This is a genomic window from Nonomuraea salmonea (assembly GCF_042428605.1).
GTDB classification, from domain to species: domain Bacteria; phylum Actinomycetota; class Actinomycetes; order Streptosporangiales; family Streptosporangiaceae; genus Nonomuraea; species Nonomuraea salmonea.
Genome location: NZ_JBHMCF010000029.1, coordinates 91889 through 105485, shown reverse-complemented (window position 1 = coordinate 105485; position 13597 = coordinate 91889). Strand labels below are relative to the sequence as shown.

The 13597-nt window shown below is 72.6% G+C and carries 14 protein-coding genes; 11 read left to right on the top strand and 3 right to left on the bottom strand.

Going from position 1 to position 13597, the window contains the following annotated elements; genetic code table 11:
• Window position 1: 1 nt before the first annotated feature.
• The gene (locus tag ACFFR3_RS24655; protein WP_379483911.1) at window positions 2-2947 is read right to left on the bottom strand and encodes a DEAD/DEAH box helicase; all 2946 of its coding nucleotides are present in this window, start codon (window positions 2945-2947) and stop codon (window positions 2-4) included.
• Between the two features lie 167 nt (window positions 2948-3114).
• Here ACFFR3_RS24655 and ACFFR3_RS24650 point away from each other — a divergent pair, with 167 nt between their 5' ends.
• The 10 genes from ACFFR3_RS24650 (at window position 3115) to ACFFR3_RS24605 (ending at window position 10288) form a co-directional block, all read left to right on the top strand.
• Window positions 3115-3291 carry a hypothetical protein gene (locus tag ACFFR3_RS24650; RefSeq protein WP_345386866.1) on the top strand — a complete coding sequence of 59 codons (177 nt, stop codon included), beginning with the start codon at window positions 3115-3117 and terminating at the stop codon, window positions 3289-3291.
• A gap of 79 nt (window positions 3292-3370) precedes the next feature.
• Window positions 3371-3751 (top strand): phage holin family protein, encoded by a 381-nt coding sequence (locus tag ACFFR3_RS24645; RefSeq protein WP_345386864.1) that lies wholly within the window; start codon window positions 3371-3373, stop codon window positions 3749-3751.
• On the top strand, window positions 3748-4674 hold the full coding sequence (locus ACFFR3_RS24640) for a DUF3618 domain-containing protein (RefSeq protein WP_379483910.1): 927 nt from the start codon (window positions 3748-3750) through the stop codon (window positions 4672-4674). The genes ACFFR3_RS24645 and ACFFR3_RS24640 overlap by 4 nt, the downstream gene beginning before the upstream one ends.
• 49 nt (window positions 4675-4723) lie before the next feature.
• Window positions 4724-5179, top strand: a complete 456-nt coding sequence (locus ACFFR3_RS24635) for a protease inhibitor I42 family protein (RefSeq protein WP_379484087.1) — start codon at window positions 4724-4726, stop codon at window positions 5177-5179.
• Window positions 5180-5189: 10 nt separating this feature from the next.
• Window positions 5190-5906 carry a DUF1838 family protein gene (locus tag ACFFR3_RS24630; RefSeq protein ID WP_345386855.1) on the top strand — a complete coding sequence of 239 codons (717 nt, stop codon included), beginning with the start codon at window positions 5190-5192 and terminating at the stop codon, window positions 5904-5906.
• On the top strand, window positions 5903-6307 hold the full coding sequence (locus ACFFR3_RS24625; RefSeq protein WP_345386853.1) for an HIT family protein: 405 nt from the start codon (window positions 5903-5905) through the stop codon (window positions 6305-6307). The genes ACFFR3_RS24630 and ACFFR3_RS24625 overlap by 4 nt, the downstream gene beginning before the upstream one ends.
• 27 nt (window positions 6308-6334) lie before the next feature.
• The gene (locus tag ACFFR3_RS24620) at window positions 6335-7516 is read left to right on the top strand and encodes a histidine kinase (protein ID WP_345386851.1); all 1182 of its coding nucleotides are present in this window, start codon (window positions 6335-6337) and stop codon (window positions 7514-7516) included.
• 33 nt (window positions 7517-7549) lie between these two features.
• Window positions 7550-8299 carry a LytR/AlgR family response regulator transcription factor gene (locus ACFFR3_RS24615; protein WP_355430791.1) on the top strand — a complete coding sequence of 250 codons (750 nt, stop codon included), beginning with the start codon at window positions 7550-7552 and terminating at the stop codon, window positions 8297-8299.
• The gene (locus ACFFR3_RS24610) at window positions 8296-8772 is read left to right on the top strand and encodes a hypothetical protein (RefSeq protein ID WP_379483909.1); all 477 of its coding nucleotides are present in this window, start codon (window positions 8296-8298) and stop codon (window positions 8770-8772) included. Before ACFFR3_RS24615 ends, ACFFR3_RS24610 begins: the two co-directional genes overlap by 4 nt.
• Window positions 8773-8800: 28 nt before the next feature.
• A complete protein-coding gene (locus ACFFR3_RS24605; protein WP_364364301.1) occupies window positions 8801-10288 on the top strand; it encodes a sodium/solute symporter in 1488 nt (495 codons plus the stop codon).
• A 78-nt stretch (window positions 10289-10366) separates the two neighbouring features.
• Here ACFFR3_RS24605 and ACFFR3_RS24600 read toward each other — a convergent pair whose 3' ends face one another.
• Together ACFFR3_RS24600 and ACFFR3_RS24595 are read right to left on the bottom strand one after the other, a co-directional pair.
• Complete coding sequence (locus tag ACFFR3_RS24600) at window positions 10367-11170, bottom strand: TrbL/VirB6 family protein (RefSeq protein WP_345386844.1); 804 nt, start codon at window positions 11168-11170, stop codon at window positions 10367-10369.
• Between the two features lie 146 nt (window positions 11171-11316).
• The gene (locus ACFFR3_RS24595) at window positions 11317-12363 is read right to left on the bottom strand and encodes a LacI family DNA-binding transcriptional regulator (protein ID WP_364364307.1); all 1047 of its coding nucleotides are present in this window, start codon (window positions 12361-12363) and stop codon (window positions 11317-11319) included.
• A gap of 11 nt (window positions 12364-12374) precedes the next feature.
• Between ACFFR3_RS24595 and ACFFR3_RS24590 the strand changes: the two genes are divergently transcribed.
• Window positions 12375-13532: a trans-sulfuration enzyme family protein gene (locus tag ACFFR3_RS24590; protein WP_364364310.1), complete on the top strand. Its 1158-nt coding sequence runs from the start codon at window positions 12375-12377 to the stop codon at window positions 13530-13532.
• Window positions 13533-13597: the final 65 nt, after the last annotated feature.

The window sequence follows — 13597 nt, the reverse complement described above, 5'->3', positions numbered from 1 at the left end:
ATCAGTCCACCCCCTCGGCGCTCAGCCTGAACACCTCGCGCAGCTCCTGCGTGGACAGGTCGGTCAGCCAGTCCTCGCCGGTGCCGACCACCCGCTCCGCCAGCGCCTTCTTGCGCTCGATCATCTCGTCCACCCGCTCCTCCAGGGTGCCCGCGCAGATGAGCTTGCGGACCTGCACGTTCTTGCGCTGGCCGATGCGGAACGCGCGGTCGGTCGCCTGGTCCTCGACGGCCGGGTTCCACCAGCGGTCCACGTGGACGACGTGGTTGGCGGCCGTCAGGTTGAGCCCGACACCGGCGGCCTTGAGCGACAGCACGAACAGCGCGGGCTCAGGGTCGTCCTGGAACCGGTCGACCAGGCGGTCGCGCGTCTTCTTCGGCAGGCCGCCGTGCAGGAACAGCACCGGGTGGTCGAGGCGCTGGGCGAGGTACGGCTGGAGCATGGTGCCGAATTCCGCGTATTGGGTGAAGAGCAGCGCTTTTTCGCCCTCCGCCAGGATTTCTTCGGACAACTGCTCCAAGCGAGTGAGTTTTCCGGATCGGCCGGCGAGGCGGGAGCCGTCCTTGAGCAGGTGCGCCGGATGGTTGCAGACCTGCTTCAGCTTCGCCATCGCCGACAGCACCAGGCCGCGCCGCTCGATGCCCTCACTGTCGTCGATCCTGCCCAGCATGTCGTCCACCACCGCCCGGTAGAGCGTGGCCTGCTCGGTGGTGAGCGAGCACCACTCCTTGACCTCCAGCTTCTCCGGCAGGTCGGAGATGATCGAGGTGTCGGTCTTGAGCCGGCGCAGGATGAACGGGCCCGTCGCCCTCCTGAGCGCCCGCGTCGCCTGCTCGTCCTGACGGGCCTCGATCGGCTCCTGGAAGCGCGTCCTGAACCTGGCCCGCGGGCCCAGCAGGCCGGGGTTCGCGAACTCCATGATCGACCAGAGCTCGGCCAGGTGGTTCTCCACCGGCGTGCCGGTCAGCGCCAGCCTCGTGCCGGTGGGGATCGAGCGTACGGCCCTGGCCTGCAGGGTGCCGCTGTTCTTGATCGCCTGGGCCTCGTCGCACACCACCCGCCGCCAGGCGTGCTTCCTGAGCGTCTCCAGGTCGCGGTAGGCGGTGCCGTACGTGGTGATCACCAGGTCCGCGTCCGCGATCCCGGCGGCGTCGCGGCCGCTGCCGTGATGCACGTACACGCGCAGGGCGGGCGCGAACCTGGCCGCCTCCCGCTGCCAGTTCCCGATCAGCGACATCGGGCAGACCAGCAAGGTGGGCTCCACGTCCTGCGCACCGGCGCGTTCGTGGACGAGCAGGGCCAGCGTGGTGATGGTCTTGCCGAGGCCCATGTCGTCGGCCAGCACCCCGCCGAGGCCCAGCTCCGACAGGAAGCTCAGCCAGGCGAGACCCCGCTCCTGGTACGGCCGCAGCGTCGCGTCCAGGCCGGGCGGCGTGGCCAGCGGGGCCAGCCGCCGCTCCGCCTGCCCCGACAGCAGGTCGCCGAGCACCCCGTCGGCGTCCACCTCCAGCAGCGGCAGCTCCTCGTCGTCCCCCTGCACGACGTGGCGCAGGATGTCGGCGGCGCTCGCCTCTCCCGTACGGCCGCCCTCCACCGCCCGCAGCGCCGCCTTGAGCTGCCGGTCGTCCAGCTCCACCCACTGGCCGCGCACCCGCACCAGCGGCACCTTGAGCCTGGCCAGCTCGGCCAGCTCCGCCTCGCTGATCGTCTCGCCGCCGACCGCCAGGTCCACCCGGAAGTTCACCAGGTCGGCCATCCCGAACCCCTGGCTCGCCGCCGCCGGCTGCTTCTTCGTCCGCGTCGTCAGCTTCAGCCCCAGCCGGGTACGGCCCGCCCAGCGCGGCAGCTGCACCCCGAACCCGGCCGCCTGCAGCAGCGGCGCCGCCTGGCGCAGGAACCCGAACGCGCCCACCGTGTCCAGCGCCAGCTCGCCCGGCTCCGGCACCCGCAGCGCCCGCTCCAGCTCCGGATAGAGCCGCACCGCCCGCCCCAGCCCCGCCAGCAGGTCCCGCTCCGGCCTGCCGGGCAGCCCCGTCACCCCGCTCCACACGGTGGCGGCGGGCACGTAGAGGCTCGGATCGTCCACCGCCTGCAACGCCAGCTCGACCCGCCACCCGGCGTCAGCGGCCTCGGCGGCCTCGGCGGCCTCGGCGGCCTCGGCGGGCTGGGCGGGCTCGATGAGCCGGAAGCACACGCGCGTCGCGCCCTCGGCCGCCGTCACCGCCGCGTGCCACCGCTCCAGCTCGGCCCGCAGCCCGGGCACATCGGGACAGGCCGGGTCGGGCCCGGTCAGCGCGACCAGCCACCTCTCCGCGGGGCTGGCGGCCTCCTTGGTGAGCAGAGGAGCGGTGAGCGTCTCGCGGACGATCGCGTCCGTGACCACCTCCAGCGCCTCGGCCTGCACCTCCGCCGACGCCCGCTCGACCTCGCCGGTACGGCAGGCAGGCGGCATGGCCAGCGCCAGCTCACGGAAGTACGCGGCGTCGGCCCCGGTCACCACGGGCCGCCACACGGCCCGCGACATGACCAGGTGCGGGATGACGCGGCCCCGGCGTACGAGGTCGCGGGCGAAGGCGGCGACGGCGGCCCAGTGGCGCAGGGTGGCCGTCTCCGCATGCTCCTCCAGCACCCGCAGCGCGTCGCCCGCCGAGGGGAGGACGGCGGGCACCCGCCACGGACGCAGCCTGGGCCGCGCCACCTCCGCCAGCCGCCCGGTCTCCGGCGACGGCAGCGGCTCCTTGGCCGACCCCGGCAGCAACAACGTCAGCACCCGCGGCTCCGTCTCAGGGGAGGAGCCCGCTGCTCGGAGGAAGGCGGCGAGATCGGGCGCCGTGGCGGCGTGGGGGTGGGTGCGGGGGGTCGTGCGGGACGGCGGGGTGGCGGGCGGGTCGGTGGTCTCCGCCCAGAACGCGAGACCGTCGCCCGCCCAGACCCCGTGTACCAGCACGTCGGCAGGCTACCGCCACTCCGGCGTGCGCCGGGCCAGGCCGCGGCGGGGATGCACGTCAGGACCGTGCACGCGCGGGCGGAGCGGCTGGAGGAGCCGGCGGGTCGCGGCGCTCATTTGCCGCGCTTTCCCCTAACACCGCCGAAACCGAAGAGTAGGCTGAAGGTATGAACACTCCCGGATCGTGGTGTGAGCGGCCCAAGCCGCAGGCTCCCTCGTGCGAGCTGCCCTCCCCGTGGAGCAAGCCGCAGCAGCCCGACGACTGGTGCAAGAGCGACAAGCCGGGCAAGGACCCGGTGGTGTCCGTGCTGGGCTTCCTGTTCAGGGCCGCGACCAGGCGGTAGCGCGGCGGCCCCGTCCACGGGTGCGATAGAAGGCCATGTGTGTGGGTAGTCGCCTTCCTCAGCGGAGGAGGCGAACGTCGTGAACGACACCCACAAGCTGGTCACCGACCTCTCCGAGCAGGTCTCCAGGCTCGTGAGGGATGAGCTCCGCCTGGCCAGGATGGAGCTGACCGCCAAGGGCAAGCGCGCGGGTCTCGGCGCCGGCATGTTCGGCGCGGCTGGTCTCGTCGCGTTCTTCGGCGCTGCCGCCCTTGTGGCCGCCGTCATCATGCTGCTCGCCCTGGTGCTGCCGGGCTGGGCGGCCGCCGCCATCGTGGCGGTGGTGCTGTTCCTCGTCGCGGCGGTGCTCGCGTACGCGGGCAGGACCGAGGTCAAGCGGGCCAAGCCGCCCGTCCCCGAGGAGACCATCGCGAGCGTCAGGGCCGACATCGACATGGTCAAGGAGAGTGCACGGCGATGAGCGAGACCGACCCCGGATACAGCGGACAGCACGCCGGTGACGTCGGCGCCCGCAGAGCGACCGTGGGCACGCCGACGGACCGTGAGTCCATGAACGTCCCCCAGACGCGTCCTGGCGCGGCGGAGAACGCGCACGAGGCCGAGCTGAAGCGCGAGGGGCACGAGACGTTCATCCCCGAGACCCCCATACGTGACGAACGCGCCGAGGCCGACATGAGCCACGGCACCGAGGAGGCGTCGCTGCGCGGCTCACGCGGCGACCGGGAGCGGCGTACGTCCTCCCGCATGAGCACCCAGGGCGCGGCGCGCGGGACCGGCACGCGCGAGCGGCGCTCCGGCGGCGCCACCACGGAGGACGAGCTGCGCCGCGAGATCGAGGAGACCCGGCGCGAGCTGGGCGCGACCGTCGGGGCGCTGGCGGCCAAGGTCAACATGAAAAGCCGGGCCGGCCGCGCCAAGGACCGTGCCAAGGCCCGCGCCAAGGAGCGCGCGGGGCGCGCCGCGGAAGCGGCGAGGATACGCGCGGGCCACGCGGCCGAGGTGACCAAGGAGCGTACGGGGCACGCCGCCGAAGTGGCCAGGGAGCGCGCGGGCCACGCCGCCGAGGTCACCAAGGAGCGCGCGGGCCACGCGGCCGAGCTGACCAGGGAACGCGCGGGGCACGCCGCCGAGGTCGCCAGGGAGCGCGCCGATGCCGTCAAGGGCCGGGCGTCGCACCTGGCGGACCGAGCCAGGGACAGCGTGCCCGAGCCCGTCATCGACGTGGCGAAGGGACGGCGTCCCATGGTGCTGATGTTGGTGGCGGGCGCGATGACCGCGTTCGCGCTGCGCCGGATGATGACCGGCAGGGCGGCCTACCGCCGCCGCGTGATCGAGGTCGGGCGGCGCGGCGACCGCATCAGGATCGTCGTGCAACTTCCCTGACGCCCCCTTCCAGGGGACGGAGGAGCAGGGCCGGTAACCTGCCAGGGTGATGCGTGGAACGGTGGCCGCCGCCCTGCTCGTCCCGCTGCTGGCGGCCGGGTGCGGCGCCGGGTCGTGGGTGAGCGACTACGGGAAGGTCGCCAAGGGGGCCAAGGGCGCGACCGTCCAGGTCGAGGTGACGCCGGGGCAGCGGTTCTCGCTCGCCGTGCCGGAGAACCCGTCCGTGGGCGACAGCTGGGACCTGGTGGCGGTGCCCGACACGAAGGTGGCCTCGTTCATCAGCGAGGAGCGCGAGAGCCAGGGCGACGCGCCCGGCTCGGGCGGCACGGCGTACTTCGTCTTCAACGGCAAGCACCCGGGCACGGCCGAGATCAGGCTGTACGACTGCTGGCGCTGCGGCCAGGACAGGACGCCGGCCACCGAGGAGAGCAGGCGGCAGTCGGGCGAGGCGGTCTTCCAGGTGACCGTGCGCGAGCGGCCGTCCTCCGGCATACCCGGTGGCTAGGCTGCCCGGCATGGACTTCATCCGGGTGCGCGCGTCCGCCGACGGCGCGGAGACGATCTCGTACTGGACCGGCGACGTCTACGGCTGGCAGGACGACGACGGCCCGCACCACCTGTTCGGCTTCGAGGGGCTCAACGTGGCCAGGGCCGTCGAGACCGACGGCGGCTGGCGGTTGCTGACCCGGGAGGCCGCGCTCTACCTCGACCCCCGCGACCGGCGGGTGCTCGACACCTGGACCAACCCGTTCACCGGGCGCGAGGCCGAGGTGCAGCACGTCTTCAACGACCCGGTCAACCAGCGGCTGGGCGCCTACACGGTGCCCGAGACGCGGCTCGGCGGGCAGGTCGTCTACAACGTGGACGTCCGGCTGGCCTACCCGTCGCCGCTCAAGGTGGCCGACTACCCGGAGAACTCGGCGAGCGACACCTACCGGGCGCTGGAGCTGTTCCAGTTCTTCGCCTCCGCCGCCGACCTGGAGTCGGGCGTGCCGGACGTGCCGTGCGTGTTCTCGTGGTGCCGGGTCTCGCCGTGGCTGCCGTGGATGGCGATGGGACGGCGCGGCGGCGGGCTGGTCTACCACTGCAGGGGCGCGAAGGTGCCCGAGGTGCCCGTACGCCTGCGCGAACGGGTCGGCGAGCACTTCCTGCACGCCCCCGAGCAGTGGTCGGAGCCCAACATGACGAGCTGGACGGCCTTCGCGGCCAAGGCCGGTAGGGTCGGCCCGTGAGCACCGACCTGTTCTGCGAGATCATCGCCGGGGAGCGGAGCGCCCACCTGGTGAGCTCCGACGACGTGGCGCTCGCCTTCCTCGACATCCGCCCGGTCTTCAAGGGACACGTGCTGGTCGTGCCGCGCGTCCACGTCGAGACCCTCACCGACCTCGCCGACGTCGGGCCGTTCTTCGAGCGGGTGCAGGCCATGGCGCGGGCCGTGGAGCAGGGCCTCGAGGCCGGCGGCACGTTCGTGGCGATGAACAACCGCGTCAGCCAGAGCGTCGCCCACCTGCACGTGCACGTCGTGCCGCGCAACAAGAAGGACGGCCTGCGCGGCTTCTTCTGGCCCCGCACCTCGTACGACTCCGCCGATGAGGCCGCCTCCTACGCCGCCCGCATCGCCAAGGCCCTGTGAGCCCCCTATGAGCTAGGCTCTGGCCGCGTGGAGTACCTCGTCGGCTCGGCCGTCGTCGCGGTGCTCGTCGGCGTGCCCGGCGTCGTGCTGTGGCGGCTCATGCGCGGGCGCAGAGAGCTCGGCACCAGCCCGGCCGAGCGGGCCACGTTCGAGACCCTGCACACCGCCTCCCTGGCCGGGCCGCCGCTGCGGGCCGGGCTGACCGCCGACGGCGCCGAGCGCGCCTCCCGCCACCTGCGCACCCTGCTCGGCTCCGCCGCCCTGGCCATCACCGACGGCGAACGCCTGCTCGTCTACGACGGCGAGGGCGACGACCACCACGCCGACCAGGCGTTCGAGCACGCCGCCGCCACCCTCCAGGACGGCCGCACCCAGGTGCTCACCATCGACTGCGACCTGCTCGAGTGCCCCATCAGGCACGCCGTGGTGGTGCCGCTGACCACCGACGACCGGGTGGTGGGCACGCTCGCCGCGTACGGGCAGACCGCCTCGGCCGGGCTCGTCAGGGCCGCCCAGGAGGTGGCCGGCTGGGTGGACTCGCAGCTGGAGCTGGCCGAGCTGGACCGCTCGCGCACGCTGCTCATGGAGGCCGAGGTGCGGGCGCTGCGCGCGCAGATCTCGCCGCACTTCATCTACAACTCGCTCACCACGATCGCCTCGTTCGTGCGCACCGACCCCGAGCGGGCCAGGGAGCTGCTGCTGGAGTTCGCCGACTTCACCCGCTACTCCTTCCGGCGGCACGGCGAGTTCACCACGCTGGCCGAGGAGCTGCGCTCGATCGACCGCTACCTGATCCTGGAGCGGGCGAGGTTCGGCGACCAGCTCCAGGTGACGCTGCGCATCGCGCCGGAGGTGCTGCCGGTCGCCGTGCCGTTCCTGTGCCTGCAGCCGCTGGTGGAGAACGCCGTGCGGCACGGCCTGGAGAGCAAGAACGGCGTCGGCCGCATCACCATCATCGCCGAGGACGCCGGCGCGGAGTGCCGCATCAGCGTCGAGGACGACGGCCTGGGCATGGACCCCGACAGGCTGCGCCGTATCCTCGCAGGTGAGATCGCTCCGGCGGGCGGCGTCGGGCTGGCGAACGTGGACGAGCGGCTGCGCCAGGTCTACGGCGACGAGTACGGCCTCGTGGTCGAGACGGCCGACGGCGCGGGCACCAAGGTCAACATCAGATTGCCGAAATATCACCCAGGCGTCTCCGCCCGTTGACCTCGATCTTCGTTGTCGGTTTCATCACTGTCTATGGCACAACTCCGGGTACTCGCGGTCGACGACGAGTTGCCCGCTCTGGAAGACCTGTCGTACCTGCTGCGCGCCGACCCCCGCATCGGCGAGGTCGCGACCGCGCGGGACGGCGCCGCCGCGCTGCGGCTGCTCGACCGCGCCATCGCCGAGGGGCGGCCGATCGACGCCGTGTTCCTCGACATCAGGATGCGCGGCCTCGACGGCGTGGTGCTCGGGCGGCTGCTGTCGCAGTTCGCGAACCCGCCCAGGGTGGTGTTCGTGACCGCGTACGAGGAGCACGCGGTGGACGCCTTCGAGATCAAGGCCGAGGACTACCTGCTCAAGCCGGTGCGCCCCGAGCGGCTCGCGGAGGCGATCAGGCGGGTCGCGGTCTCGGCCGACGTGCCCGCGGAGGGCGGCGAGAGCGACACGATCCCGGTCGAGCTGGGCGGGGTGACCCGGTTCGTCTCCAGCGCGGACGTCATCTACGTCGAGGCGCACGGCGACTACGCCCGCCTGCACACCGCCTCCGGCAGCCACCTGGTGCGCATCCCGCTCGCCACGCTGGAGGAGCGGTGGGCGTCGGCCGGGTTCGTCCGGGTGCACCGCAGCCACCTGGTGGCCGTGAAACACATCGAGGAGTTGCACATCGACTCGGGCAAGTGCACCGTACGCGTCGGTGACACCGAGCTACCGGTCAGCCGCCGGCACACGCGGGAGCTGCGTGACCTGCTGGTGCGGCGGGCCAGGAAGGGCAGGCAGGAATGAGCTCCGAGCCACGTCAGGGCCGGCGCTCGCCGCTGCCCCGCCCCGAGCAGCCGCGCCGGTCGTCCGACGGCTCCAGGCGGGCCTCGGAGGGCTCGCGGCGGGGAGCGGACGCGCCGCGCAGGATCGCCGTCACCAGCCCCCGCACGGCCGCCGCCCGCCGCCCCCGCTACCCCGCCACCCGGGAGATCGACGAGCAGACCACGCTCGGCGAGGTCTACATGCACTCGCTGCTGCGCACCCAGTTCCGGCTGGCGCTGTTCGTCTGCACGGTGCTGGCCTGCGTCGTCGGCGGGCTGCCGCTGCTGTTCCTGCTCATCCCCGAGTTGCGCGAGGTGCACCTGCTGGGCGTGCCGCTGCCGTGGGCGGTGCTGGCCGGGCTCATCTACCCCGCGTTCGTCATCGGGGCGTGGCTGTACGTCCGGCAGGCCGAGCGCAACGAGCGTCACTTCGCCGAACTGGTCGAGCGCCGGTGAACGTCTCCTTCACGGGCGCGGGTGCCGCATGAGCCTGACCGCGGTCCTGGTCGTCATGGTGGCGGCCGTGCTCATCGGGGCGTTCGGGATCAGGTTCTCCCGGACGACCTCCGACTTCTACGTCGCCTCCCGCACGGTCAGCCCGCTCTGGAACGCCTCCGCCATCGGCGGCGAGTACCTGTCGGCGGCCTCCTTCCTGGGCGTCGCCGGGCTCATCCTGTCCTTCGGCGTGGACATGCTGTGGCTGCCCGTCGGCTGGACCGGCGGCTACCTGGTGCTGCTGGTGCTGGTCTCGGCGCCGTTGCGGCGGTCGGGGGCGTACACGCTGCCCGACTTCGCCGAGGCGCGGCTGGAGTCGATGACCGTGCGCCGCACCGCCAGCGTGCTCGTCGTGCTGATCGGCTGGCTCTACCTCATGCCGCAGTTCCAGAGCGCGGGGCTGGTGCTGCGCACGATCACCGGCGCGCCCGTCTGGGTGGGCGGCCTGCTCGTCGCCGTCGTCGTCGCGGTCAACGTGCTGTCGGGCGGGATGCGGTCGATCACGTTCGTGCAGGCGTTCCAGTACTGGCTGAAGCTGACCGCGCTGGCCGTGCCGCTGGTGTTCCTGCTCATCGCCTGGCAGGGCGACGGCGCGCCCGGCCTCAGCGCCGCCGACGCGGCCACCTGGCAGGTGCCGCTGGTGGGCGGCAAGGAGTACGGGCTGTACTCGACGTACTCGCTGATCCTCGCGACCTTCCTCGGCACCATGGGGCTGCCGCACGTGCTCGTGCGCTTCTACACCAACCCCGACGGACGGGCCGCGCGCCGCACCACGCTCGTCGTCCTCACGCTGCTCGGCGCCTTCTACCTGCTCCCGGCCGTGTACGGCTGGCTCGGCCGCCTGTACGCCCCCGACCTCGTCCGCACCGACACGGTCGTGCTCACGCTGCCCAGCCGCATGATCGGCGGCACGCTCGGCGACCTGCTGACCGCGCTGGTCACCGCGGGCGCGTTCGCGGCGTTCCTGTCCACCTCGTCGGGGCTGACCGTGTCCGTGGCGGGGGTCATCGCCCAGGACCTGCTCAAGGGCGGGGTGCGCTCGTTCAGGGAGGCCACGCTGATGGCGGTCGCGGTGCCGCTGGCCCTCGCGCTGTGGGCGCGGGCGCTGCCGGTGGCGGACGTGGTGGGGCTGGCCTTCGCGGTGGCCGCGTCGTCGTTCTGCCCGCTGCTCGTGCTCGGCATCTGGTGGCGGCGCCTGTCGACGATCGGGGCGCTCGCCGGGCTGTTCATCGGGGGCGGGCTGGCCAGCGGCGCCGTTCTCGTCACGATCGTCGCCGGGCCCCAGGGCGGGCTGGCGGGGGCGCTGCTCGCCCAGCCGGCGGCGTGGACGGTGCCCATCGCGTTCACCGTGATGATCGCGGTGTCGTTCCTCACCCCGCACCGCGTGCCGGCCGGGGTGGCGCGGACGATGGTCCGCCTGCACACCCCGGAGAACCTCGACCTCGACCGCGGCGACTGGCGGCCCCGCTCGTCCTAGTCGTCCGGGGCAGTGAGCTTGGCGCCGATGCGGAAGTCGATGCGGATGTCCTGGTAGGTGACGTCCGGCTCCACCTGGTCAGGCAGGTTCGTCCGGTCGCTGCCCCAGAAGCACTCGCCATCCGGCTCGGCATGCGCGCGCACCACCACCTTGGGACGGTCGTGGAAGCGCAGCTCCTTCGCCTTCGCCGTGGCGCTGATCTCCACGTCGGGGTTCTCCGGGCGTTCCGGCTTCGGCATGGTGCTCCCCTTCCCCCGGGGCGCCTGTGATCGACCCGACCTCGCGGACGGTGTCGCCCGTGCTCGCGCCCACCTCGCGGACGGTGTCGCCGGCGCCCGCGCCCACGTCCCTGACCGCCCCGCCCGCGCCCGCGCCGACGTCCCGTACGGCGCCGCCCGCGCCCGCTCCCAGGTCGCGGACCGCGCCGCCGGCGCCCGCTCCCACGTCCCTGACCGCGCCGCCGGCACCGGCGCCCACGTCCCTGACCGCCCCACCGGCGCCCGCGCCGACGTCGCGGACCGCGTGGCCCGCGCCCAGGCCGATGTCCTCGACCGCGCGGCCGACGCCCCTGGTGAGGTGTTCGAGGAGCTGCGGGTTGGTGTCGATGGTCTGCAGGACCCGGTCGATGATGCGGGCCACGTTGTCCAGCCGCACCTTCAGCAGCGCCTGCGCCTCCACCCCCTTGATGGTGAGGTTGACGCTGCCGAGGAAGACGTCCGCGCCGACATTGAGCTTGAGCAGGTCGAGCACCTCGGCCTGGAGCGACACCCTGGCCCGCAGGTCCTGGACGTCGAGGGTGATCTCGTCCACCTTGACCTCGGGCACGTCGAGATAGACGTCCGGGTCGGTGTCGACCCTGGCCTCCTCGGCGCCCTCGGACATGCTCTGCTCCCCGTCGGTCGAGACAGGGGGTACCCGCTCATCCGCCGGGCGTGCGGAGCTTGTGGAGACGTGACCGGGTTTTGAGTGTCACGCGGGCGTCATGGCGGGCGTCATGGCGGGCGTCATGGCGGGCGTCATGGGGGGCGTCATGGGGGCGGCAGCTCGCCCGAGCCGCGCGCCACCAGCTCGATCGGCACCTTGACCCTGCGGCCCGCGCGCGAGGGGTTGAGCAGCAGGTCCACGGCGGCCCTGGCGAGCCGCGCGGTGTCGTAGCGGACCACGGTGACGCCCGGGTTGAACACGCCGGCCAGCGCGAAGTCGTCGAACCCCACGTACGCGGGCCGCTCGGGCCGCTCGCGCAGCGCCTGGAGGATGCCGATCGCGGCCCGGTTGTTGGTGGCGAAGAACGCGGTGGGCGGGTCGGCCAGGTCGAGCAGCCTGGCGACCTCGCGGGCCACCCGGGCGGGGTCGTACACCGCGTGCACCACGAGTGTCTCGTCGGCGGGCACCCCGGCGGCGGCCAGCGCCGTACGGTGACCGGCGGCCCGGTCGTGCACCGAGCTGATGTCCTCGTCGTCGGAGATGAGCGCGATCCTGCGATGGCCGTGGGCCAGCAGGTGCTCGGTGGCGACCTGGCCGCCCCGCACGTCGTCGAGCAGCACCGCGTCGGCGGTCACCAGGCCGGGCGGCACCCGGTCCACGAACACCGTGGTGAGCCCGGCGTGCCTGGCCAGCCAGCCGTGGTCGGCGGCCGACGGCACGACGATGAGGGAGTCGACGCCGCGGGCGTACATCGACTCGATGAGCATGCGCTCCTTGTCGGCGCTCTCCTCGTACGAGCCGAACACGACGAGCGCCTCGTGCTCGGCGGCGGCGGCCTCCACGGCGGCGGCCAGGCGGCCGTAGAACTCGTTGGAGATGTTCTCCATGACCAGCCCGAGCGTCAGCATGGAGGCGCCCCTGGCGAGCCGGGCGGCGGCCTCGTTGCGGCGGTAGCCGAGCGCGTCGATGGCGGCCTGCACCCGCTGCTGCAGCGAGGCCCGCACGTGCGGCTCCTGGTTGACGACCCGGGAGACGGTCTTGAGGCTCACGCCCGCGTGCCGCGCGACGTCGGCCATGGTGGGCTTGCGCGTGGCGGCCTCCTGACCGTCGTTCAGCGAGACCACGAGGTCGCCGTTCTCCCGCGCTGTCATAGTGTGCCCCCATGGATGACGAATGGATCTGTGGCCGGTTGGGTGAGGACGAGCCTTGGGTGCTGGGCGCGGTCAACCCGCCGGTGTTCGAGAACTCGCTGTTCACGTTCGAGACGGCGGAGGAGCTGGGCGCGGCCGTCAAGGACGAGGACGAGCGTTACGTCTACTGGCGGGGGACCAACCCGACGGTGGATCTCGCCCAGCGTAAGCTCGCGGCGCTGGAGCGGGGAGAGCGCGCGAAGTGTTTCGGCTCGGGCATGGGCGCGATCTCGGCGACCATCTCCTCGCTCGTGTCGGCGGGCGATCACGTGCTGGTGCTGGGTGCGGTCTATGGGCCCACCACGCAGTTCCTGCGCTATCTGGAGAAGTTCGGGGTGTCGCATACGCACGTCGACGACCTCGCGGCAGGTGATAGCGCTATCAGGCCCAGCACCCGAATACTTTACTTCGAGTCGCCGTCGTACATGGCCTACCAGATCGTGGACATCACGGAGGTGACGGCCTGGGCGCGCGAGCGCGGGCTGCTGACGGTGATGGACAACACCTGGTCCACGCCGCTGTTCCAGAAGCCGCTGACGATGGGGGTGGACCTCGTCGTGCACTCGCTGTCGAAGTACGTCGGCGGGCACAGCGACCTCGTGGGCGGCGTCGTCGTGGGGCCGTCGCGGCTGGTCAGGCCGCTGGCGTTGCAGGAGTACCAGCTGTACGGGGCCGCGATGTCGCCGCATGACGCGGCCAAGGTGATCAAGGGCCTGCGTACGCTGCCGGTGCGGATGGCGGCGCACCAGGAGCGCGGGCTGGCGGTGGCGGCGTTCCTGGAGGGCCATCCCGCGGTGCGCGAGGTGAACCACCCGGGGCTGCCGTCGCATCCCGGGCACGCGGTCGCGCTGCGGCAGATGTCGGGCTTCTCCAGCCTGTTCAGCCTCGTGCTGGACACCGAGTCGCGGGAGCAGGTCGGCCGGTTCATCAACCAGTTGCGGCATTTCCGGATCGGGGTGTCGTGGGGCGGGTTCGAGAGCCTGGTGAACGCGCCCGCGCTGACCACCGAGGAGAGCGTCCGCGTCACCATGGGCATCCCGGTCGGCCTCGTCCGCCTGTCCGTCGGCCTGGAGCCCGCGGACACCCTGATCAAGGATCTCGGTCTGGCGCTGGAGGGCATGTCCGCCTAACGTGAAGGACAGCATCGTGATTGACAGCGCTGTCTGCCCTTCGCGGGAGGCTCGTCGTGAGAAAT

Excerpts from the sequence above, each read along its gene's own strand:
- ACFFR3_RS24650 (WP_345386866.1), top strand. The coding sequence starts at position 3,115 with ATGAACACTCCCGGATCGTGGTGTGAGCGGCCCAAGCCGCAGGCTCCC.
- ACFFR3_RS24640 (WP_379483910.1), top strand. The coding sequence starts at position 3,748 with ATGAGCGAGACCGACCCCGGATACAGCGGACAGCACGCCGGTGACGTC.
- ACFFR3_RS24635 (WP_379484087.1), top strand. The coding sequence starts at position 4,724 with ATGCGTGGAACGGTGGCCGCCGCCCTGCTCGTCCCGCTGCTGGCGGCC.
- ACFFR3_RS24630 (WP_345386855.1), top strand. The coding sequence starts at position 5,190 with ATGGACTTCATCCGGGTGCGCGCGTCCGCCGACGGCGCGGAGACGATC.
- ACFFR3_RS24615 (WP_355430791.1), top strand. The coding sequence starts at position 7,550 with ATGGCACAACTCCGGGTACTCGCGGTCGACGACGAGTTGCCCGCTCTG.
- ACFFR3_RS24610 (WP_379483909.1), top strand. The coding sequence starts at position 8,296 with ATGAGCTCCGAGCCACGTCAGGGCCGGCGCTCGCCGCTGCCCCGCCCC.
- ACFFR3_RS24605 (WP_364364301.1), top strand. The coding sequence starts at position 8,801 with ATGAGCCTGACCGCGGTCCTGGTCGTCATGGTGGCGGCCGTGCTCATC.
- ACFFR3_RS24600 (WP_345386844.1), bottom strand. The coding sequence starts at position 11,170 with ATGTCCGAGGGCGCCGAGGAGGCCAGGGTCGACACCGACCCGGACGTC.
- ACFFR3_RS24595 (WP_364364307.1), bottom strand. The coding sequence starts at position 12,363 with ATGACAGCGCGGGAGAACGGCGACCTCGTGGTCTCGCTGAACGACGGT.
- ACFFR3_RS24590 (WP_364364310.1), top strand. The coding sequence starts at position 12,375 with ATGGATGACGAATGGATCTGTGGCCGGTTGGGTGAGGACGAGCCTTGG.